The sequence below is a fragment of the Phytobacter ursingii genome (assembly GCF_001022135.1).
Lineage (GTDB): Bacteria > Pseudomonadota > Gammaproteobacteria > Enterobacterales > Enterobacteriaceae > Phytobacter > Phytobacter ursingii.
In genome coordinates this window covers 1,085,528-1,106,378 of record NZ_CP011602.1, presented here as the reverse complement: position 1 = coordinate 1,106,378, position 20,851 = coordinate 1,085,528, and the positions used below count along the sequence as shown (strand labels likewise).

At 35.8% G+C, this 20,851-nt stretch carries 21 protein-coding genes; 8 read left to right on the top strand and 13 right to left on the bottom strand.

Annotated elements, in window-relative coordinates; translation table 11 throughout:
* Nucleotides 1-9: 9 nt before the first annotated feature.
* On the top strand, nt 10-2,970 hold the full coding sequence (locus AB182_RS08555) for a type III restriction-modification system endonuclease (protein ID WP_047369717.1): 2,961 nt from the start codon (nt 10-12) through the stop codon (nt 2,968-2,970).
* A 166-nt stretch (nt 2,971-3,136) separates the two neighbouring features.
* Here the strand turns inward: AB182_RS08555 and pilV are convergent, their stop codons facing one another.
* From pilV to AB182_RS08525, 6 genes are all read right to left on the bottom strand, one after another.
* Nucleotides 3,137-4,612, bottom strand: coding sequence for a shufflon system plasmid conjugative transfer pilus tip adhesin PilV (pilV, locus tag AB182_RS08550; RefSeq protein WP_047369716.1), 1,476 nt, complete (start codon nt 4,610-4,612; stop codon nt 3,137-3,139).
* Between the two features lie 304 nt (nt 4,613-4,916).
* Nucleotides 4,917-5,240, bottom strand: a complete 324-nt coding sequence (locus tag AB182_RS08545) for a conjugal transfer protein TraD (protein WP_001280266.1) — start codon at nt 5,238-5,240, stop codon at nt 4,917-4,919.
* 83 nt (nt 5,241-5,323) lie between these two features.
* Nucleotides 5,324-5,839 carry a hypothetical protein gene (locus AB182_RS08540; RefSeq protein WP_047369715.1) on the bottom strand — a complete coding sequence of 172 codons (516 nt, stop codon included), beginning with the start codon at nt 5,837-5,839 and terminating at the stop codon, nt 5,324-5,326.
* Nucleotides 5,840-5,865: 26 nt separating this feature from the next.
* Nucleotides 5,866-6,180, bottom strand: coding sequence for a hypothetical protein (locus tag AB182_RS08535; RefSeq protein ID WP_047373226.1), 315 nt, complete (start codon nt 6,178-6,180; stop codon nt 5,866-5,868).
* Between the two features lie 1,011 nt (nt 6,181-7,191).
* The gene (locus AB182_RS08530) at nt 7,192-7,524 is read right to left on the bottom strand and encodes a hypothetical protein (protein ID WP_047369714.1); all 333 of its coding nucleotides are present in this window, start codon (nt 7,522-7,524) and stop codon (nt 7,192-7,194) included.
* A gap of 11 nt (nt 7,525-7,535) precedes the next feature.
* Nucleotides 7,536-7,730 carry a hypothetical protein gene (locus AB182_RS08525; RefSeq protein WP_000227645.1) on the bottom strand — a complete coding sequence of 65 codons (195 nt, stop codon included), beginning with the start codon at nt 7,728-7,730 and terminating at the stop codon, nt 7,536-7,538.
* A gap of 151 nt (nt 7,731-7,881) precedes the next feature.
* Between AB182_RS08525 and AB182_RS08520 the strand changes: the two genes are divergently transcribed.
* Nucleotides 7,882-8,883: a competence protein CoiA family protein gene (locus AB182_RS08520; protein WP_047369713.1), complete on the top strand. Its 1,002-nt coding sequence runs from the start codon at nt 7,882-7,884 to the stop codon at nt 8,881-8,883.
* An 809-nt stretch (nt 8,884-9,692) separates the two neighbouring features.
* Nucleotides 9,693-11,195, top strand: a complete 1,503-nt coding sequence (gene mobQ / locus AB182_RS08515; protein WP_047369712.1) for a MobQ family relaxase — start codon at nt 9,693-9,695, stop codon at nt 11,193-11,195.
* Nucleotides 11,196-11,271: 76 nt separating this feature from the next.
* On the opposite strand, the gene AB182_RS08510 is transcribed toward mobQ, so the two are convergent.
* The 7 genes from AB182_RS08510 to AB182_RS08480 all read right to left on the bottom strand — a co-directional run bounded on the left by AB182_RS08510 (nt 11,272) and on the right by AB182_RS08480 (nt 15,663).
* The gene (locus AB182_RS08510; RefSeq protein ID WP_000549476.1) at nt 11,272-12,372 is read right to left on the bottom strand and encodes a reverse transcriptase family protein; all 1,101 of its coding nucleotides are present in this window, start codon (nt 12,370-12,372) and stop codon (nt 11,272-11,274) included.
* Nucleotides 12,365-12,646, bottom strand: a complete 282-nt coding sequence (locus tag AB182_RS08505) for a helix-turn-helix domain-containing protein (protein ID WP_000884144.1) — start codon at nt 12,644-12,646, stop codon at nt 12,365-12,367. The genes AB182_RS08510 and AB182_RS08505 overlap by 8 nt, the downstream gene beginning before the upstream one ends.
* Nucleotides 12,647-12,736: 90 nt before the next feature.
* Nucleotides 12,737-12,952 (bottom strand): hypothetical protein, encoded by a 216-nt coding sequence (locus AB182_RS08500; protein ID WP_000655891.1) that lies wholly within the window; start codon nt 12,950-12,952, stop codon nt 12,737-12,739.
* A gap of 454 nt (nt 12,953-13,406) precedes the next feature.
* Nucleotides 13,407-13,682 (bottom strand): hypothetical protein, encoded by a 276-nt coding sequence (locus AB182_RS08495; protein WP_001515492.1) that lies wholly within the window; start codon nt 13,680-13,682, stop codon nt 13,407-13,409.
* A gap of 9 nt (nt 13,683-13,691) precedes the next feature.
* Nucleotides 13,692-14,243, bottom strand: coding sequence for a lipoprotein (locus tag AB182_RS08490; protein ID WP_047369711.1), 552 nt, complete (start codon nt 14,241-14,243; stop codon nt 13,692-13,694).
* A 15-nt stretch (nt 14,244-14,258) separates the two neighbouring features.
* Nucleotides 14,259-14,825, bottom strand: a complete 567-nt coding sequence (locus tag AB182_RS08485; RefSeq protein WP_047369710.1) for a hypothetical protein — start codon at nt 14,823-14,825, stop codon at nt 14,259-14,261.
* Nucleotides 14,826-15,330: 505 nt separating this feature from the next.
* The gene (locus tag AB182_RS08480) at nt 15,331-15,663 is read right to left on the bottom strand and encodes a hypothetical protein (protein ID WP_032278472.1); all 333 of its coding nucleotides are present in this window, start codon (nt 15,661-15,663) and stop codon (nt 15,331-15,333) included.
* Between the two features lie 1,220 nt (nt 15,664-16,883).
* On the opposite strand from AB182_RS08480, the gene AB182_RS08475 reads away from it, so the two are divergent.
* The 5 genes from AB182_RS08475 to AB182_RS08455 all read left to right on the top strand — a co-directional run bounded on the left by AB182_RS08475 (nt 16,884) and on the right by AB182_RS08455 (nt 20,086).
* The gene (locus AB182_RS08475) at nt 16,884-17,453 is read left to right on the top strand and encodes a replication/maintenance protein RepL (RefSeq protein ID WP_001548721.1); all 570 of its coding nucleotides are present in this window, start codon (nt 16,884-16,886) and stop codon (nt 17,451-17,453) included.
* On the top strand, nt 17,450-18,241 hold the full coding sequence (locus AB182_RS08470) for a hypothetical protein (protein ID WP_047369709.1): 792 nt from the start codon (nt 17,450-17,452) through the stop codon (nt 18,239-18,241). Before AB182_RS08475 ends, AB182_RS08470 begins: the two co-directional genes overlap by 4 nt.
* A gap of 304 nt (nt 18,242-18,545) precedes the next feature.
* Nucleotides 18,546-18,839 (top strand): hypothetical protein, encoded by a 294-nt coding sequence (locus tag AB182_RS08465; protein ID WP_032278474.1) that lies wholly within the window; start codon nt 18,546-18,548, stop codon nt 18,837-18,839.
* Nucleotides 18,840-19,060: 221 nt separating this feature from the next.
* Nucleotides 19,061-19,528, top strand: coding sequence for a DUF4756 family protein (locus tag AB182_RS08460; protein WP_045354301.1), 468 nt, complete (start codon nt 19,061-19,063; stop codon nt 19,526-19,528).
* A 153-nt stretch (nt 19,529-19,681) separates the two neighbouring features.
* Nucleotides 19,682-20,086, top strand: coding sequence for an H-NS family histone-like protein (locus AB182_RS08455; RefSeq protein ID WP_032260072.1), 405 nt, complete (start codon nt 19,682-19,684; stop codon nt 20,084-20,086).
* Nucleotides 20,087-20,851: the final 765 nt, after the last annotated feature.

The following is a 20,851-nucleotide window of genomic DNA, read 5'->3' as shown; positions in this document are numbered from 1 at the left end:
GGGAATGAGATGAAACTACATTTTGAATCTGACCTTACCTATCAGCAAAACGCCATAACATCGGTCTGTGATTTGTTTGAAGGGCAAGAGAAATGGGAAAGCGAAATGACTGTGCTGGCCCCAGCTCAGGGTGCACTCTCATTTGAAGGCGCAACAGGTTCAATGCCTGTAAACCCACAGATACCCGAAGATGATGTTCTGCTGAAAAATCTGAACAATGTTCAGTTAAAAAACCAGCTTCCACCTTCACCTGTGCTCGACAGCCATGATTTTACTGTCGAAATGGAAACAGGGACAGGTAAAACGTATGTTTATCTTCGCACCATGCTGGAGCTGAATAAACGCTATGGCATGAGTAAATTTATTATTGTGGTTCCTTCCGTTGCCATCAAGGAAGGCGTTTATAAAACACTACAAATCACTGAAGAACATTTCAAAAGCCTTTATGCGGGAGTTCCATACCAATACTATCTGTATGACTCGTCAAAACCTGCGGATGTTCGAAATTTTGCAACCAGTTCTGTTATGCAGATCATGGTAATGACGGTGGGTGCGATTAACAAAAAAGATGTTAACAAGCTCTATCAGTCCAGTGAAAAAACAACCGTGGACGATCTGGATAAGCCCATTGATTTAATCCGTGCTACACGTCCAATTATTATTGTCGATGAACCGCAAAGTGTTGATGGTGGCTTGAACGGTGCGGGTAAAACCGCACTTGATGCTATGCACCCCATGTTCACCTTACGCTATTCAGCAACACATATTCATAAACATCATATGGTGTACCGCCTTGATGCCATTGATGCTTACAACCAAAAACTGGTCAAACAGATCGAGGTTGCCGGGCTTGAGGTCCAGAATGCAAGCAACAGTCCTTATGTGAAACTGGTCAGTATTAATAGTAAGAAAAATGTTATCAGCGGTACTGTTCTTGTTGATATAGCCGATAAAAAAGGGAACGTAAATCGTTCAGAGATTACCGTATATGACGGTATGACACTCGATGATGAAACAGGACGTGATATTTATCAGGGTTACCGGATAAGCGAGATCCGAACTGGCAAAGAGGGTTATCTTACACTGGAAACACCTTCTGATACCTACTATATGAAAGTCGGTGATGTCGTGGGGGATATTGACCCTATGATCATCCAGCGTCATATGATCAGACGTACAATCCGTGAACATCTGGATAAAGAACTTCGCCTGAATACTCAGCAAATCAAGGTTCTTACCCTGTTTTTCATCGATAAGGTTGATTTCTACCGTCAGTTCACTGAAGAAGGACAACGTGAGCCGGGTGAATATGCCCGTATCTTTGAGGAAGAATACCTTAAAGCCATCAAAAGTCCTGCCTATAAAGATTTACTCCCTTCTCATCCAGAACATGCTAAAGACGTTCATGATGGTTATTTCTCCATTGATAAAAAAGGTGCATGGGCTGAAACAAGCGAAAGCAATAATGCAGGCCGCGAAAATGCGGAACGTGGTTATAATCTCATCATGAAAAATAAAGAGAAGCTTTTAAGTTTCTCGAATCCGGTGAGGTTTATTTTTTCACACTCTGCTTTGAAAGAAGGCTGGGATAATCCCAATGTGTTCCAGATCTGTAGCCTTCGAGAGATGGGAAGTGAACGAGAACGCCGCCAGACTTTAGGCCGTGGTCTTCGCCTGTGTGTTAACCAAGATGGTGAGCGTGTCCGGGATGACAGCATTAACATTCTGACCGTCGTTGCCAGTGAAAATTATCAAGCCTACGCTGAGCGCTTACAGTCTGAAATTGAGAATGAAACAGGCATCCGTTTTGGTATCATCGAAAAAGATGCGTTTGCCCATCTGATCTTCTCTGATTCCTCACAAGTTGTAGGTATCATCGCTTCACAGGAGATATGGTCTGAACTACATGCTGAAGGTTATCTGGAAAAAACCGGGAAAATCACCAAAACACTGAAAGAGACTCTTTTCGATGGCACTTTTACTGTTAGCGAAAAGTTCCTTCCCCTTCAGGAGCAAATTGAATCTATCCTGCGTAAATCATCAGGACGACTCAATATAAATAATGCTGATGAGCGTAAAGTAATCAAATACCGAAAAGAGGTCTTAAACAGCCCTGAATTTGAAGCGTTATGGCAACGCATTAGTCAAAAAACATTGTATCGTCTGGCATTTGATGAAGATTTATTGATCAAATCCTGTACGAAATCACTTTTTGAAATGCAGCCTGTAGCAAAAGCAATGGTCAGTTTCAGTAAAGCCACCATAAAACAAAGCCAGTCAGGTCTTGGTGTTGAAGTTCAGTCAAATGGAACGACAAGCTCTGTAATAGATGTTGCAGAGCAGCCACTGCCAGATATTCTTGGTGTTCTGCAGGAGAAAACGGGCCTGACAAGACGCAGTTTATGCACCATCCTGAAAGAAAGTGGAAGACTCGCTGATTTTGCTAAAAATCCACAGCAGTTTATCAGTGAAGCTATCACCAGAATAAACTACTGCAAGCGCTTGTCTATTGTTGATGGTATTAAATATTATCCACTAAAAGGAGAGGTGTATGCGCAAAGCCTGTTTATGGATAAAGAACTGACGGGATATGCCCGTAATCTTTTTGAAACTTCGGCTAAGTCAGTTTATGAATACGTTCCAAAAGATTCTGAAGTCGAAAGCCGTTTCGCTCAGGAACTCGAAGAACAGGATGAAGTTAAGCTTTATGTGAAGCTGCCGGGATGGTTTAAAATCCCGACACCATTAGGTACTTACAATCCTGACTGGGCCTTAGTCATTGAGGATAATGGTGAAGAACATATCTATTTTGTTGTCGAGACTAAAAGTAAACACATTGGTCTTGGTCATGAAGAAGATGCGAAGATAGCCTGTGGAACTGCGCATTTTAGTGCTTTAAAAGCAGAAAAAATCAATGCAGCAAAATATGTTCGAGCCACAGCCATTACAGAAATAATGAGCAGCCTTTAAATTATATAACTGGCCTTTTAGGAGGCCAGTTTATAATTTACAAAATTAAAACATAAAAAATACACATTCAGTTTTATTTTGTCTTCCGTTGCTAGCTACAGCTATAGTAACCCTATACTCAGAAAATTTCTTATGAAAATTCGATATGATATTATAACCTTATATTTCAATCAAAACAAGATGCTCTATCCCATGTAAGAACACCAGCCTTCCAATTTGTAACCCTCATTTCTAACATCCATATGTCGCCTGAACGATAAACAATAGAGTGTTTAGTTACCATATCAGTAGATTGACCGCCTGAAAAAACACAAAGGAGGTGTTTTCCAAGATTTAATGTTTTATAAACATCACCACCTCCAGTTGTGGAAGATTCAAATACAACACTGTATATCTTTTCATTAAATTTAAATTTTGCCCATAACCCATTAACACAACTTAATGCAGAACCTTCATCATCTCTCCCTTGTAAACCATTAGGTGAGCAACCACCGCCAGTGGATACTTTCCCATTTATATAAACAAACTCACCTGCATTTATCCTTCCATCAGAATTTATGTTTCCATTTGAATGGATGTAATTAGAATTAAGATTTCCTGATGCCCAAACATATGATGCATTGACAGTTCCTGAATTTGCATATATATCACCATCAGTCACAAAAGCCTTTTTTGCGTATACTGTTCCATCCGCATTCAAAGCAGCAGCCATCTTTTTATTACTATCAGCCGCAACCCCTATATTTCCAACCGCATACATGTTTTCTCCTGCATTTACAGATTTTCTCACATACGCAATACCATTTGTAGAAAAATCTCCTTTGGCATAAATATAGTCATTGGAAATGATACCTTTGCCTGAGTTTATTACACCTCCAACTGTTAAATCTTTAGAGACATTCAAGTTATTGTCGAAATTACCTGTTCCGGATGCATTTATGTCTTTTATATTATTAATACTATTGCCTCCCATATTCAGGTCGCCTGTCATTGGCAATGTTCCATCACGACGCAGGTAAACAGAATACATCGCAGAATCATATCCAACACGATAGGCCATAAGACCTGCACTGGTGATATTACTGTAAACTGTTGATGTTTCTTTCCATGCACCCTGCAAACCTGATGCTAACGTTGCTGATTGCGTCATACCACTGTCAATACCCGCTGTTTGCATGGCTTTCCCTAATAAATCATAACGTGTTTTACCGCCTTCAATCCATGCCGTCGATGTCGTTATAAGACCATTAATAACAAAGTTAGGTGAAGTTCCATCTCGTTTTAATATGATTTTATACGAGGATTTATTAGCATTAGTGCCTGTGTAGGTTGAAGGTAGCAAACCTTCGTTAATCAATGTCTGGTAAGTAATTTCACATACTGAACCTGAACAGGTTCTTGGCCCCGGATCGGTTCCTGTTCCGGCAGCATTGGATAAGGTTGATAATTTATCATAACGGATATTTATATAGCCATTAACTGCTTCACCGATCTGTTTCATTTGTTGCCCGACAGCAGAAGCCAATATACTCTCCTGTTCATTTTTCATATCCTGAAACTTCATAAAAGCCACTATCGTCCCAACACCTAAAACAAGAGTTAATTCTAGTAAAGAGAATCCTTTTTTAATTTTCATTTTCATCGTCCTATTTTATATTCACGTATTAATTAATTATCAAATAACAAACAAAAATCAAGATACAGATAAAAACAAATCCCCAGCCATATTAAAATTAAGCTAGAGATTTGTCAGGACGTGAAATATAAACCTAAAAATTATATTTTATTATTTTATAGATGAAAAAATCTGATTATATAAGATTATGAATCATTATACTGATAGATATATCATCATAAATAGAATGTCAAATCTTTTAATGAAAGTTAACGATAATTATCTATTGGAATTTTTTCTCAAATAAGTGTCAAATAGTTTATATGCATTATCAAGTTTTCCTTCCTTTCATGCTCGCCAGAAATAACATTCCGCTTCTTTTAAATCTTTCTTTATCATCTGGATGTAGGTGGGGTATCTCTAGTAGCATACCTAAAACAAGATCCTTATCCACCGTAAAAACATCACAATCAAGAGCCTTGGCAACTTCAGCCCCTAAAATTATTTTCTGACGTGTCTCTATCTGTTTAGCTTCTTTCTTAGACTTATATTGCAAACGATTTAAACGCATCTGAGCAGATGCTAATTGCTGCTCCAGTGTCTTTTTTATTCGTGGTTTCTTTCTGGTTTGCTCTTTATCTGAAATATCACTCATTTTCTATCCTCTTATAGTTCCATGATACATATATATTTCTTATATATATGTTAGTCAATGAGGATATTTGAAAAATTGGATTATTATTTCTTTTTATACGATGGGAGCTTTTCTTTTAACATATTAAAGCAGTTGATAACATTCTCATGCTCTACTGAAAAATGATCTATACTCCTTTTCAGAAGATCATTGGCAACATCAACGATAAATTGACTTCTTTCACTATGATTATAGACAGTAAATACATCAGCTATCCAATGATAGCAGCAAAGCGTCAACAAAATACAATAGTCTTGATATTCTTTAATACCTGATAAAAAAGTATATCCGTTATAATCTACTTGCCTTGTTCTTCTATAATATTGCCTAAGCGTGGGTTTCATTATTATTAAATTATTTTTAACTATATCATAGTGAATGTCATCCTGAACGTAGTCGTTTTTAAGAAAGAAGCTATTGCTATGAACATATAAAGCATAGGCAATTGTTTCAGTAGAGATTCCATATTTCTCACACAGGGCCTTTGAGACAACAGGATTGTTTTCTATATATCTTATAAACTCACTTTCTTTCAAGTTTTTTGTTTTGGTTTTATTCATACATTTCTCACTATTATTATATCCGATTAACGACGGAAGGTTTCTGATCTTTTCCACTCAAACACTACTGCATGACATTCTTTGTCTCTTTCTTTTTTTATTTCTTCTGCTCTACGCTGAGAACGGATCTGTTCACGCGCTATACATAATACTTTCCTACGTTCCTCTGATGTTAATTTTTTCCCTTTAACTTTAGTAGCCGCATGAACAGCATCATCAAGAAATCTCTTTTCCGTTAATGACACTCTCTGTAATCTTCCAGCACGGTGTTTTCTTTCGTTTTTTAATTTACCTGAAGTATTATCGATAAAATCTTCTGCTACTTGTTTTTTATTGCCCACTATATCCTCCTTGTTTTTCATAATATATTATATCAATACAATTAAAACAAAAAAAACTCAAATTATTTCATGCACTTTATTTAATTTATAGTTGTACTTACCTTTCGTTAGTGCCTTGATGAAATGGCACCTACATACTAATATTTTTTCACTACTTTTTTAAATTATTTTTTTGTACTAGTAGTACTAGAATTTTATTAGATTAGGTTCTGGGGTTTTAGATGGCGACTTTCAGTCGTAGTAGTTTTCCGAAGGAAAACTTAGTTTTTCTAGAGCTTCGCCTCTCCTAATCCGCGCATGAAAATTTCAAAATAGTTTTAATATTTGTTATTTTTATACCCGTAATAGAACAAGGCGCTTCTCATGCTATGGCTTAGAGTTGCAATACGTTTCCATATTGCGACACCCTTCTGCACTCCCATAGTCAACATCATAACTTTAAAAACATTTTCTCGTTTTACTAGAGAAATTATACTGCTGTTTTTATAAGCCTTAGATGTGCGCTTCGAGTTGATGTTACGCAGACTCCCCGCTTTGGCATCGACAATAACCTTGAGAATGAATCAAACACTTTCGCTCCTACCTTCTCAGACCCGTACAATCAGGTTTAACGTTATTGCTTTCGAGAACTAAAATGTTTTTGGAAATGGTATTTGAAAAGCTTGTAAAAAGTTGAGATTTAGATTTGACAAATATGAAAAGATTATTTAATACTTTATTATATTTGTAATCACGTTATTCCTCTAACTGATTACAAGGCTTCAAAAGTCGGCAAAACTTTTTTAGTCCTTAAAAAGTCAACTTTGAAAGTTGGCTTTTTTTGTATCTTTATTTTATTTACAACACAATATTTTACTTGTCAAATAAAACAACCTAACTTTATTAAAAAATAAAAAAGACCAGATAAACATTTAGTCTTTTTCTCTCTGTTATATTTCACCATACTACTTTAAAACGTTCTGTATGCGATTTTAAGAGGATATTTTAATAGCTTTAGTATTTATATCATTTTTATTCATGTGCTTCCCATAAATGATCTACGCTTGAAATATACTCATCCACCGATTTATTATAAACAACATCGTCTCTGCAAATTAGAGACGTTAAAACATTATCAGCCCTACCTTCCTCAAGGTATATAAACGATATTAAATAGTAGAAACTTCTGTGTTCTTTACCAATATCATCAAATGAAAAACCATTTAACGTTGACATATAATAGAAGTATCTTGCTAAAACTTCAAACTTAAAATCTTTTGACATGTTTTTTAAAAGTCTTTCAGACATTATTAACCCCTCCATGAAATGGACCTGTATTTCATGTGTTTTATTATTTTTATTCATAAGTATCCTTTTCACATGTAATAACCTGACTGAATCCCCGATAAAACTCCATTCAGGAACACCAATCTATCTTCAAGCGTAGTTTTATAATCATCAAGATCATTCAAATCTTCTTCAAAATTGAAACAAACATCATAGTTCACCATTGAGCATAACTCTTCTTCGATATCTTCTATTTCATCCTCGATTGTTTTTATATCTACCATTTGAAACCATCCTTATCTTTTTTTAAGGAGTTAATACAACATTAAACACACCACGTCAAATTTAACATTGAAAATAAATCACTGTATTTTTTATTTGATTTTTATCATTTAATAAGCAATAAATTAAATCTAGAAATTAAAGAGGTTGTGAATGAAAGAGAAGATCATAAAAATATCATGGGGTAAAACCTCAGATGGGAAAGTTATCAATGTGAATGATGCTATAAGAGATAAAGATTATTATTGCCCGTGCTGTTATGAAAAGTTAACATTGAGAACAGGAAATATAAAAAGAAAACACTTTTCACACAGGAATGATTCTAAATGCGATCCAGAATCTGTCTATCATAAACTGGCTAAGTTTCTTATTTGTTATGCTATATCTGAAAACGCAAAAGGTAATAAACAAATAAAAATGGTCAGCAAATGTCATGGTTGTGATAAAGAACATAAAAAAATAATAACGCCTTGTATTTTCTCAAATGCTAAAGAAGAGGTTCCTATCGATAAATATCGTTGTGATGTTGTCGCTTACCTGAACAATGGTAATAAAGTAGCAATTGAGGTTTTCCATACTCATGAAATAGATGAGGAAAAAAAGAAAAACCTATCAATACCGTGGATTGAGTTAAAATCAGAAACAGTAATTGAAGATCCTTTTTTGTGGATTTGTGATGACTTTAAATTTAAATTAAGTTTTTGTAGTGATTGCATAAAACACTTCAAAAAAATCATTTCTGTATGTGATAAGTACAAAATAGACAGAAAACTCTATACACCATTGAACATACCTAATGATGAGGAATATAATTATATTGCCGACTTAATTACATGTTATCGTTGTAAAGCTATCACGCCAGTATTCTTTCATAATAATGGAACCGAATATGATGCCCCACATACATTAAAATTTATCAAGACACCTAAAGTTCCAAAAGGCTATCTCACTAATACTTGCGCCAAATGCGGAACAATAATAGGCATGAGATATGCTTTTTGGGAAACATCACATATAAAAAAACTTCAAGATCTAGAAATCTTTAGAGACCTAGAGTTAGAACACTTATTCTACGAAAAACAACAGTGGCTTGGTAATGAAGAATCAAAACAAAAAGAGTTGAATTCCATTAGGGAAAGATTAATGAATACGTAAAAAAGATGGAGTCCTATCCTTACAGGGTATGACTCCAGATAAAAGTAAGTAGGTAAGTCTGATTTAAATTAACTAATTAGCCTCAGCAGAAATTGAAAAGGCAGCACTTTGTGATTATTTACGATAATCACTGGCTGATAACAGGTATATCCTGTTATAGATTGGATTTATCCAAAAATGGTGTTTACGAGAATCTGCACAAAAATGCAACACCCTCTACAGGTAATTGTGCAACACATACGTGTGCAAACACTAACCTTAAACGTCTAACACTCATCGCGTTACTTATTTTATCTCATTCATGATTTTAAAATCACTTCTTAATTTCTGACAAGAAATTCACACATTAATCTAATCTAAGTTATCTTTTATCATATTTTTATAAATTTTATCTTTCCCGCCTACGGCGGGAGACTAATTTAACTACTTTTGCCCTTACGGGCGCTCTCTAAAACCACAATCATTAAGATTCGTGTAATACCTCAGCCGTTCATCCGATTCTAGCCCTGTAAATTTCACAGACAGTAAAACTAGAGTTATTATTTAGTTATAGGAAAACTTTAAACATTGTCGTTATTTTTAGCTCCGTTAGGAGATATAAAAATAAAGCAATGCCCACCTATACACTGCTACGCAGTGTGTGGGGTCTACCGACGGTTGCCTGCCGCAGGCTAACACCGTTTCCTTCGGAAACAAGGTCAACGTCAACACCAGAGTTTTTCTTGCGAAAAACTAAAACCAGCATAGTCGCATTGGAGATTTATATTTTGGTTTGTTATTTAAAATTATATTGAGGTTCTTTTTATTGTATGGCTATTTTTCATCTTGATTTTAAAATTGTGAAACGTTCAGAAGGCAGGTCTTCCGTTGCGAAGGCTGCCTATCATGCTCGTACACGTATAACAGATGAAAGAACAGGTGATACGTATGATTACAGTCGCCGTACTGATTTATATGGGCACTTCATATTAGCTCCAGCTAATGCACCAGAACACATCGTAAAAGACTCTACAGCATTGTGGAATGAAGTTGAACGGGTCGAGCGTCAGCAAAATGGTCAAACAGCCCGTTATTTCGATGTTTCCATTCCTACCGAGTTAAATAATGATGAAAAGAAAAAACTTGTCCTTGAGTATTGTCAGAAAAATTTCGTTGATAAAGGTATGATTGCTGATATCGCTTTCCATGATCTCGATAGCGACAACCCACATGCTCACGTTATGTTGACGTTAAAAACCATTGGCCCGGAAGGGTTTGGTAAAAAAGAAAGAAGCTGGAATGACAGAAAAATGTCTGTGTTGTGGCGTGAATCATGGGCATCTATGGCTAACAGCTTCCTCGCTGCTGCTGGTTCATCAGAACGTATCGATCATCGTTCTCTCCAAGTCCAGAACGAAGAAGCACTATCCAATGCGGCTATTGCTTTGGATAATGAAGAAAAAGCATTATGGCTTGCTAAAGCGGCTGAAACAAATCGCCCTCCAATGAAGCGTATTCATTGTGGTAAATGGCGTACTAAAGCTGCTCAGGAACAAAGAGCCGCAGAACAGGCTGTTCGTGACGCTGCTAAACAAGAAGCTGTTGAAGTCTACAAAACATTCAGTGAACTTGACCTTGAAATCGTCGTTGATGTCAGAAGCTTTACGATTACACATCTTGCTGAACCAGAAGAAATCGTATTACCTGAAACACACTCCGGCTCTTCTACTGATGAGAATCAAAGACCTGTTTTGGTTGCACCAGCTCCTCATACTCGTATGCGTGGCGTTAAATCCTATCGTGATAAATCCAAAGTCAGTAAGGTTGTTGCTGGTAAGAAACCATCGGTCAGTATTTCTGATTATGAAACAAATACTATTTTGAAAACATCCTCCTCTCAAGCCCTAAACAGGGCATCCAGAAGCGCCCCTGAACGTGTTAAGAGGAAACAGACTACTCCACGTCAGGATAATATTTTTAAACGCTTCACAACTCTTGTCATAGATTTTTTCAAGCAGAAGTTTGTATGGGCTAAAGCAAACAAATCCCAAAATGATCTTATCAGTGAAGAACATGATAAACGTATTGCTGAAAACTATGTCTTTGATGAGGTATTAGGCCGTCATATCTCTCGCACTGAATATGAGAAAAAATCCAAGTTTAACCAAGATGATTATAAACCAACACCGGATGAGATCAACCGTTTCCCAAGTCGTCAGAATAGCGAGCACAACAATGCCAATAGGGACATGGTTCTCAATCCGTCGATACATGAAAACAAAAAAAACAATTCACCACAACTGAGACCATCCAGTTATCGTGTTAATAAATAATTTTATTACACATTAATCGTAATCCGTAATAAATCGATGACAATCCAGTATGATTTACCCGTAACTTCTCAATCAGTTAGTTATTAATTTTACATTTACATGTTTTATATTCAACATCCAAAATAGCAGAAACACTTTTAGATGTATACCCTAATGGTTTTAACTTTGAATATAACGATCTTAATTTCCTGATATCTTTAACCTTTCTCATTTTCCTGATTGATTTTATTGCCTCCTTTTTATCAACACCAGCTACTAACTGATTAGCTTGTTTTATATACTCTGCATGATTCTTATCACCTTGCTGCTTTAATGTATTTATTAATCCTCTAATTTTAAAATACAACGTAAGGACATCCATAACACTTTCTTTTTCAATCACTTTTTTCTTCAAATTAAAAAGACACACCCTTATATTATCTTTTCTTTTTTGTGTTGGTCTAAGCTCTTTGATTACTTTTACACCATGTACAATTTTAGACTGACCATTCCTCAAAACCCTTGATTTCTTCCTATTTAATCTAACCCCACTTTTGAGCGCCATTGACAATATCATTAATTTTATTTTTGAAATATCATCATTATTAACTTCAGATTCGAAACTAATAGTTATGTCATCGACATATCTCGTGTAAATTCCACCTAATTTTCTAACTTCCTCACTGAGGAGAGCCTCTTCTTCTAAAAATATTAAGTTGGCAATGTCAGTACTTAACTTAGTCCCTTGAACAAGTGAGCCTTCAAGTGTTGACAGATTCGCTATTAATAACGAAACTTCAGGAGAGAAGTTCATGTAATATTGAAAAGCTTTAGCTATCAGATCTTCTTTTATAGAAGGAAAGAAATCCTTCATATCTTCTTGAATGATAATTGACTTATTAAGATGTGATTTACAATCATCAATATAGCTGACTCCTTTCCTACCTCCAGTAATATACTCTGGGAGTGATATCTTAGAAAAAATACGCTGTTTAATAAGCTCATGTACCTTTAATAATTCACCAACCACTTTATACGTCGTTCTTTTTTTACCTTTTCTTATTACCGGCACCGTTTTGAAATATTTTCTTTTGTTTTTTAAAAGATAAGTGAGCCTCTCTTCATTTGTTTCCAGCATTTTGAATAGAGACTCTAAATTAGCAAGTGGTTTATTTGAATAATTCCAATTTTTATGCATTAACTAATGTATCCATTATAGTTTTTTTGAGCATATTATTGATGTCAGAAAACTCATCATTTGTCTCTTCACTTTCAGAAAGAAGGATGATTATATTTAGAGGGATATGTAGCGCTAATGATATTCTTTCTAACGCTGTAATAGTAGGATCTCTTTGATTGTTCTCTATACGAGATAGATAAGATTTCGTTAAATCCGTTCTATCTGAAAGTTCTTGTAAGGTGAGCTTACGTGCTTCACGGCATAGTTTAATGGTTGAACCAATATCTAACATAGTGCACCTCAGATAATGGGATTGACATGGCTGGCTGCTCGTTCAAAAAATGAAGATGGATACATAACAAATCCCCTTAGTAGGTAGATATCAATGAAAATCAGAATCACCGCTCAGAAGTTTAATTAAAGCAAAGATCTTCGCGATATAAGAAAGATAATCTAAGGCTGTGTGGCCTTTAGAATTCTCCTCGATTCTCTTTTCAAGGGTCAGAATCGCATCATCCAGTTTTTTCAAAGAGCTATTGTCTACAGTGTGTTTGCTCTTTTCACGCACTTGGCGCAAAGTGTCTAAAACATCTTTCATAAAAACCTCTCATTTTAACAACACGATGCAACTTGCATCCCCGCCAAAATGTCTTGTGGATCGTGTTGCACACCGTAGACAAAGCCAGCCAACACCCATCCAACACAACTGATTGGATACCCCGCCATTTCAGCATTAAACAATGCCGTATCGTAGATAGACGATTGCAATATACATTTCGCATTAAGTTACGATCACAATGAAGAGGGACATGGGCCACGTCTCGTATTGGAGAAATGGTTGACTGAAAGTTTCACTCAGTCCTTTACCGATCCTAGAGGTTTTTAAAGAGCAAAGACAAACGAGTTCGTTCGTCCATGATTTGATAATAGATAGTTGTTGCCTGACAGGCAACATGTTTTATATGTTTTTTTGGAATATAAAATACTTTGTTATGCAAAAAAACCACACTTAGTTCAACAGATATGGTTTCTTTGCATTTACGGTAAGGGTTTTACATCTTTCGCCTAAACACAACATTATCAGAGAAAATTGCCTTACCTGCGACAAACCCAACAGCCGCAATTATTGGTAGGCTGATAGTAGCTCCCGCCATACCTGTAGACATTCCGATCAGTATAGACAGGCCGAAGGTCAATAATATAACCACGAAAGCATACCAGCCGGGGTAGGTTCCATACAGAACCGTCGCCATGCAGCCGGTGCAGACATGGACACCCCTTTGGCTTTCTTTCAGGCAAAATGGACACTTGATGGTATTGTTTTCCATGATAGCCCCTTAGATCGCTTTCCAGCCATTGCTGGTTTTAACAAGATTAATCATGCCGTCTTCAGGTTCATTCATACCCTTGACGCTGGAGAACGCTTTTTTGTCCACCCATGCAGGAACATCCGCCAACTTCCATGTATAAGACACGCGAACAATTTTCTGATTACCGTTTCCCGGTTCAGTCCATTCCTTTATCTCAGCAACCGCACGATGACCAATACAGGCACCATTTTTACGATCCCAAAACTCAACCGCTTGGCCTTTGTCTGTTACTTCCAGAACATCGACACTACTAAAACCATTAGCTTGTTGAGAAACATCAAGCAGTCCCTGATTAGCCAGACCTTTCAATATTTCATCACTGGCACTGTATCCGGCAGAACGGTAGCCACGGTTAACCTTAATCGGAAAACCTTTGTTGAATACAATATCGTTGTCCTGCAGGGAGTAGCACAGCTTTGATTGTGATATTTTTGCGTTGATCGCTTTCTCAAAGTCGCCTTTTTCACCGCATCCCGATACAAGAGCAGCAAGACCCGCCACGAGTAAAAATTTACGCATAGTGTTATCCCAGAGTTAATGGTTGATTGTGCCGTTTCTCAGAACAACGAGACGAACTGGCATATCGGCATTGTTGACGGTAGCGAATCCACGGACTTCGAAATTGTTTACCGTTCCGGTGACGCTGATTTTCTGGCCTTTCTTATAGGTAAGAACTGCATCATCAATACCAGAGTAGTAATCCAGCCATACCATGCCACCGCAGTAGCTTGTATCGGCTGTTTTAAAGAGCAGGTAATAGTTAGGGGCTGTTTTGGGCATTCCCGTCATCATATCGCTGGCACTTCTGCCCTTCGTAACTTCCAGAACAGTGGCATTGGTGATAGAGATCCTTTTGCCAGTCCACTGTTTCTCTGCTGCCATTGCGTTTTCTTCATAGTCTTTGCAGACAGCACCAAGGCCAGATACAGACGATACCGGGCCAAGGCTTTGAGTGGTGGCGGTGCCCCCCAGCGCTTTACCTACTGAAGACAACGAAGAACTGATTGCTCCATTAACTGTATTCACACCATCGTTGAGCTGCTGGCATCCTGTCAGTGCGGCAGCAGACAGCAGTAGAGGCATCACTATCCGTAATTTCATATCTATCCCCAATGTGTGGAAACTTTATGTCAAAGACAGCCCTACCCATAGGTTGGTCTCTCTGGGCTGTAAAAAAGCATTAATCAATTGATAGGATTCAATTTATTTTTCTGTTCGTCATATCGTTTGTATCGATCGAATTCAAATCATTTGATAGATCAAAACTATCATATATCTATAATCGATCGATATAAACAATTAAAACACCGATCAATTGACGCTAATTTGATAGTTAATATCTATCAAATGCAGTTTATTGATCTTTTATATCGATCAATAAGAGGTGTAATGTACACGAAGAGCCATGTCAGTAGCTGTTTGCACATGGATGGAGATAGAAAGGTATAGGTCGGAACAGATAATACCCTGTCGACCATTACGCAGACAGGTATTGTTAGATCTCAGGTAATGTAGCTATCTTCAGATATGGTGTTGTAAAAACCTGTATGCAACGCATGTTTTAATATACTGTTTCATATGGAATGGTAGCTACCATTCAGACTTTTCAATCATCTTCCAAAGCACTCACACCACTTGCCGGGAAATTGGTTTTCATATTATTCGATATCTTCGGAACTAAGGACTCTATTGTTTCTTCGCTAACTTGGCTGAGTTCAGAAATCAATCTTCTGTATGTATTAATCATTCGTTCCTGATCAAACTGATTTGCTGATTCTGATAAGAAGAAATAGCCATAATCTTTGACATGGATATTATCACCACTTTCCAAAGTGAGTTTTATTCCTTGTTCATTTTCTTCAACTTCTTTAACAATACAAGTCATAAATGGTATTTTTTTATTTGTATGAAAGAGCGTAATAATCTTAATGTTGTTCATTCATTATTTTCCTTCTTTTTTATTATTTAATACCATATCGAATCGGTAAAAATCAAATTTAACTCATATAATAAACGTTTTACCTGTTTTTTCTTATTCTTTTGAAAAGATATTTCTCTTATGAGCTAACGCTCATGTGCTGACGCACGGCTACGCCCTAACTCTGTAAAATATATTTAACGATTTAACAATAGTCCTTGCTATGTTTTAGGGTAAAGCCAAAAGGATCAACATCTATTCTTTTATTCATGATTAAATATTTTAGATCCTATATTTCATAACAGTATTAGCACTAAAAAATATAGTATTTGCTCTTAAACGCATAGGAAAACTATATCCTCAATAGCAGCACTGAGTGATTGTCCAAAACAATCACATTGCTGGAACAGGGCTGGCCCCTGTTAATGATGGATTTATCCATAAAGAACTGCGGCAGTAGCCGCTGACCTAATAATAGTATAATTAATCTTATCAATTCATATTCGATTTAGTTCTTAAGATTTTATATACGCTAGCTTTACCTTGAAATTAATTAAAACCTCATATTGAAAACAGATCTTTTCTTATGATCTTTCGCTCATGGCTCCGCCCCTTATCTATATATTAACGAGGAATCAATCAAGGTTATAGCATTTGCTCTTAAACGCATAGTAAAACTATATCTCCATAGCAGCACTTCGTGATTGTTCAAAACAATCACATTGCTGGAACAGGGTTCATCCCTGTTGATGATGGATTTATCCATGAATAATTGCGGCGATAGTCGCTATGAGGTAAATGGGAAACAATTTCAACTTTAATAAGATATCAGCAGCGCTTAGTGATTGTTTGAAACAATCACTTCGCTGAGATATAAATTGAAGAGAGGAAACCAATGCAATAAATAGTTAAACTATACCCTTGAAATACCTCTGCATAGTTGTTCTCAACTTCACTAATTGAATAATGAAGAAGGAAAATGCTCTCAGGGCAGCTATAGCTCAAAACCAAGTACCGACATCCGGGAGTTAAAGTCCCGAATCCCGGTACTTAAGTTGATAAGTATTCTCAAATAAAAATGATAAAGTGTTATTTATATATATTATGTAGCACTACAAGTTTCATAAGTAAAAACATCAAGTGTTAGTTATTTTAAAAAATATAAACTTTAAGTATTGACTTGCACGCAAAATATAGTATTTACTTAAATGTATAACTAAAAAAATAAAGGAGTAAATACCATGATAGAAAATAAGATACAAACTGAAGTAAAGAAATCAAGAAGAGGTCTCCCACGTCATACTAAAAACCCATTTCTTAATGATACAAGTCTACATACAAAAACTGGAGTCAGACGTATTACTACAGGAAAAGATCGATTAGCATTAATTAATGAAAATACTGGAGAGCAAGTTGGTAATGGCGGTTTCTATCAGGCTATGGAGGTTGATAAGACACAGTTCGTGAAACTTTATGTTGACGGAGTATCTGCTATTGAAGGACTGTCTTCATCGGGTAAAAAAGTTTTCAAGATCCTTTATCTTGCTATCAGAGATAATAAGGATACTGATACTATTTTGATGTCATACGATATTGTTGATCAAGATGTCGTTAAAATATCCAGAACAACATATTTCAAAGGCATGAAAGAACTTGCTGACAAGAAGTTTATTGCAGAGACCATGATACAGAACTATTACTTCATTAATCCAGACTATATGTTTAATGGCGACCGTTTAACATTTATGAAAACATATTATCTTTCCAGCAGTAACTCTAATAAACCCAGTAATAATAAGGTGAAGAAATGAAATACTTACCCGGCTCACTCGAAATAAAACTGCATGATAGATTATCAAAAACCGATATTCTTGATATCTTAGCGGAACAAATGACTATGCTTGAGGAAACATTTGGCATTGAAGAGTTCAAACTCTATTCTTTTCTTGAATGTTATATTGATAGTAAAAAACAGTCCTTTTATCATGAAGAACATAATACTGTTGTAAATTCATTTGACTTACAAGGTAATGAGAAACTTGAGAACACAGCAAAAATAATTTCAAAAGATGGTAATAAAAGAATCGTCTCTTTTGATAAAAATATCGATGTAGATAGAATACGTTTAACAGTTGGAAGTATTCAGAAACATAATCCGTATCGATATTGGTCTAACAATATTCAAGTCATTCCATCATCAGTAGTCAGCAACATCATTCAAGATAAAGAAAGCCAACTACAATTAGAAAGAGATAAACTTTACTTCCTCAACCAACTGAGACGTAAACAAGAAGAGGAACAAAGGCGTAAAGAGCGTGAGGAATTTGAGCGTCCATTAAAATCACTCATCGCAAGAAAGATCATGGAAAGCGGTCTAACTGATGTAGAGTTCAAAAGAACAATATGTTCCAGCTTCGACTATATAAAAAGCGGCGCTGTAATAGCAAAATACCTAGCCAATAAACCTGATTTATTAGAAAAATATCATGATTCCCGATTAATAAGAATGTCCATCAAAAATGATGAAGGTAAAGTCGGCAAGGTTGAACTTTATGATCTTTCTGGAACACTAATTTTTGAAAGCTATAAAAACAAATAAGAGAGGTATGATATGCAATGTTCATGTGGTAGAGAAATGACAGAGAGGTTTTCTGTTTCTAAGAAATGCAACTTGAGATGGGAATACTCTTTTTGTAAGTCTTGTGGAAGAATCGATGCAGATTATCTTTATAGCTACGATAAAACACAGTTTATTGAACGAGGTTATTCAGCAAGGCTAAATTATAGAGACATGACAAGAAAAATAGATAATTAAATCCATGCCTCTCCATTAAATTTGACACTTATCCCTTATATATTAATATATAATATATACCCGATTAACTAAAATTAGAGAATATAACATGAAAGACTATATAAAAAAAGCACAGGAAAATGAAACAATTATTGATGGTGGTAAAGTTTACGATGAGCTTAGGCGCGATTATCTTAACAGAAGTTTCCTTTTTCCTTGCTCAGATGAAAAAACAGATGATGATTTTAATCCTTTCAGTGACGAAGCATATATTAAAATGAAGTCCTTGCATGATGAAAGAGATAATATTAATTTTAAAAACAAAATGAAAGAGATTAAAAGGAATTTATCTACATCACAAAAAAAAGAAGTCGAAAAAATAATGAAAAACAAAATAAAATAATTTTTTAAATATCCAGCCATGAAAAACACTTTCTCCGATGAGATAAATCTCATCTCTGTTTCAGAAGATGGCATTTTTGTTGATTATCCTGAAGATGTTGATCAAGAAGAAATAATATAGTTTTCATCTGAATATTATCATTCTTATTTACCGGTTATATTTGACACTTACACTATATCTCGTAATATAGATATATCCACTATTTTATTTACGAGGTATATATGAGGAAAGTAAAATTAGACAATGATGATTTAATTCAGTACATGAACACCATTAAAGCATTAAAAAAATATCCAACGATGACTGAATACAGAGATGAATATCGCAGGATAAGAACCGATGGTTCACCGTTGAGTGAAGCCAAGAAATTTAAATCGGCACATACCGAACTTCTGAGATTAGACAGGAAGAAAAAGTCACTACTCGAAAAATTTATTGAAGAACTCAACCCTGTAAGTCACGCATCAGCCCTTGCATCAAGAAAGCTTGAAAAAGTACAAGAGTCCATTATCTACCGAAAGTCATTACTTGAGAAAAGCCCTGATGAACTCGTCGCTCTGGTCATAAAACAGCGCACAGAAGCGGCTCTTGAGTTCCAGCGTTCTGTTGAGCAAAGTCTTGAGCAACTTTCTAACATTTCGTCAGAGTTCGAACCATCAAGTCAACTACAACGAAAAATGGCCCTATAAATCGATCCTCCGCTTTTCGTTTGAAATGGTTCTAATAGATTGCTCTAATGCTAATATTTACTATATTATTAATATGTTGGTGTGTTTTAAATCGATCATCAGACAATACTGCACACCCTTCGATCCCCCATTTCAAACACAGGATGGCATAGTATGAGTGAAGCATTAAAGGTACTGAACAATATTCGTACACTTCGCGCACAGGCTCGTGAAACTGATCTGGAAACGCTGGAAGAGATGCTGGAAAAGTTAACAGCAATCGTTGAAGATCGTCGTGAGGAAGAAAGTGCCATCCGTAAAGAACAAGAACAACGTCAGGCTAAGCTTGAAGCCTTCCGCCAGAAACTGTTAGAAGATGGTATCGATCCTGCGGAGCTACTTTCAGCGGTAGGTTCCACTAAGCCTAAAACCAAATCGACACGCACTCCACGCCCTGCTAAATACAAATATACAGATGAAAACGGTAATGAACAGACTTGGACGGGTCAGGGCCGTACTCCTAAAGTGATCGCTGTTGCTATTGAAGCAGGTAAAACACTGGAAGATTTCCAGATTTAATCTCATTACATTTTTTATTAAAAGCCGCCAATGTAATATTGTCGGCTATGCTCTTCACTTTAATTCTTACGATACGAATATGAGAAAGATATGACTGACCTATTCGATATAATCTATTCAGATCACCCAAAATCTGCAATTTTTTTCTGTTTTTCGTAGTAGTAAATTTAATCCTATGGGGTTGGAACAAAAAGCACCCGAACAGAAAAGGTGAAAATGATGCTCTCAAAAAACCACTACTTTTCTTTCTTATTGTTGCTGGAGTCATTTACTTTATTCTGGTTGGTATTTCTGTAGTAGATTATTCCAAGAGTAAAAACCCAGTCAGTGATGTTCAGTATAACACTATTAAATAATAGTCTACCTCCCTCAAGGGAGGTTTTAAGCATAAAAGTAGATGTTCCATACAATGACAAATATGACACTAATGCATGTAATAACGTTAAAGTGTTCATCAAAGTATCGATATAATTTATTATCTTTGAGTGATGACAAGAATCTTACTGTTCTTTTTTTCATTGAAACCTCCTTTCTTATATAGTTACTAATTGAAACCTCTCACAAGCGCCCTTCAGTCTTCTACTAAAAAGAGTAAGTCTTTTTATATGAACCTTATTTATTTTTTTATCAGACTTTATTATTTACATATAACATTGTTCATTAATATGTCAATTAAGTTAAAAATCAAAAATAGGTTTCATAAATTTCGATGCAAGTGGTTTTTAATACTAAAAAATATCTTATCAACTGGCTATTAACTTTTAA

What these genes read in the sequence shown, in the direction of transcription:
- AB182_RS08555 (WP_047369717.1), top strand. Translation starts at nt 10, where the DNA reads ATGAAACTACATTTTGAATCTGACCTTACCTATCAGCAAAACGCCATA.
- pilV (WP_047369716.1), bottom strand. Translation starts at nt 4,612, where the DNA reads ATGAAAATGAAAATTAAAAAAGGATTCTCTTTACTAGAATTAACTCTT.
- AB182_RS08545 (WP_001280266.1), bottom strand. Translation starts at nt 5,240, where the DNA reads ATGAGTGATATTTCAGATAAAGAGCAAACCAGAAAGAAACCACGAATA.
- AB182_RS08540 (WP_047369715.1), bottom strand. Translation starts at nt 5,839, where the DNA reads ATGAATAAAACCAAAACAAAAAACTTGAAAGAAAGTGAGTTTATAAGA.
- AB182_RS08530 (WP_047369714.1), bottom strand. Translation starts at nt 7,524, where the DNA reads ATGAATAAAAATAATAAAACACATGAAATACAGGTCCATTTCATGGAG.
- AB182_RS08525 (WP_000227645.1), bottom strand. Translation starts at nt 7,730, where the DNA reads ATGGTAGATATAAAAACAATCGAGGATGAAATAGAAGATATCGAAGAA.
- AB182_RS08520 (WP_047369713.1), top strand. Translation starts at nt 7,882, where the DNA reads ATGAAAGAGAAGATCATAAAAATATCATGGGGTAAAACCTCAGATGGG.
- mobQ (WP_047369712.1), top strand. Translation starts at nt 9,693, where the DNA reads ATGGCTATTTTTCATCTTGATTTTAAAATTGTGAAACGTTCAGAAGGC.
- AB182_RS08510 (WP_000549476.1), bottom strand. Translation starts at nt 12,372, where the DNA reads ATGCATAAAAATTGGAATTATTCAAATAAACCACTTGCTAATTTAGAG.
- AB182_RS08505 (WP_000884144.1), bottom strand. Translation starts at nt 12,646, where the DNA reads ATGTTAGATATTGGTTCAACCATTAAACTATGCCGTGAAGCACGTAAG.
- AB182_RS08500 (WP_000655891.1), bottom strand. Translation starts at nt 12,952, where the DNA reads ATGAAAGATGTTTTAGACACTTTGCGCCAAGTGCGTGAAAAGAGCAAA.
- AB182_RS08495 (WP_001515492.1), bottom strand. Translation starts at nt 13,682, where the DNA reads ATGGAAAACAATACCATCAAGTGTCCATTTTGCCTGAAAGAAAGCCAA.
- AB182_RS08490 (WP_047369711.1), bottom strand. Translation starts at nt 14,243, where the DNA reads ATGCGTAAATTTTTACTCGTGGCGGGTCTTGCTGCTCTTGTATCGGGA.
- AB182_RS08485 (WP_047369710.1), bottom strand. Translation starts at nt 14,825, where the DNA reads ATGAAATTACGGATAGTGATGCCTCTACTGCTGTCTGCTGCCGCACTG.
- AB182_RS08480 (WP_032278472.1), bottom strand. Translation starts at nt 15,663, where the DNA reads ATGAACAACATTAAGATTATTACGCTCTTTCATACAAATAAAAAAATA.
- AB182_RS08475 (WP_001548721.1), top strand. Translation starts at nt 16,884, where the DNA reads ATGATAGAAAATAAGATACAAACTGAAGTAAAGAAATCAAGAAGAGGT.
- AB182_RS08470 (WP_047369709.1), top strand. Translation starts at nt 17,450, where the DNA reads ATGAAATACTTACCCGGCTCACTCGAAATAAAACTGCATGATAGATTA.
- AB182_RS08465 (WP_032278474.1), top strand. Translation starts at nt 18,546, where the DNA reads ATGAAAGACTATATAAAAAAAGCACAGGAAAATGAAACAATTATTGAT.
- AB182_RS08460 (WP_045354301.1), top strand. Translation starts at nt 19,061, where the DNA reads ATGAGGAAAGTAAAATTAGACAATGATGATTTAATTCAGTACATGAAC.
- AB182_RS08455 (WP_032260072.1), top strand. Translation starts at nt 19,682, where the DNA reads ATGAGTGAAGCATTAAAGGTACTGAACAATATTCGTACACTTCGCGCA.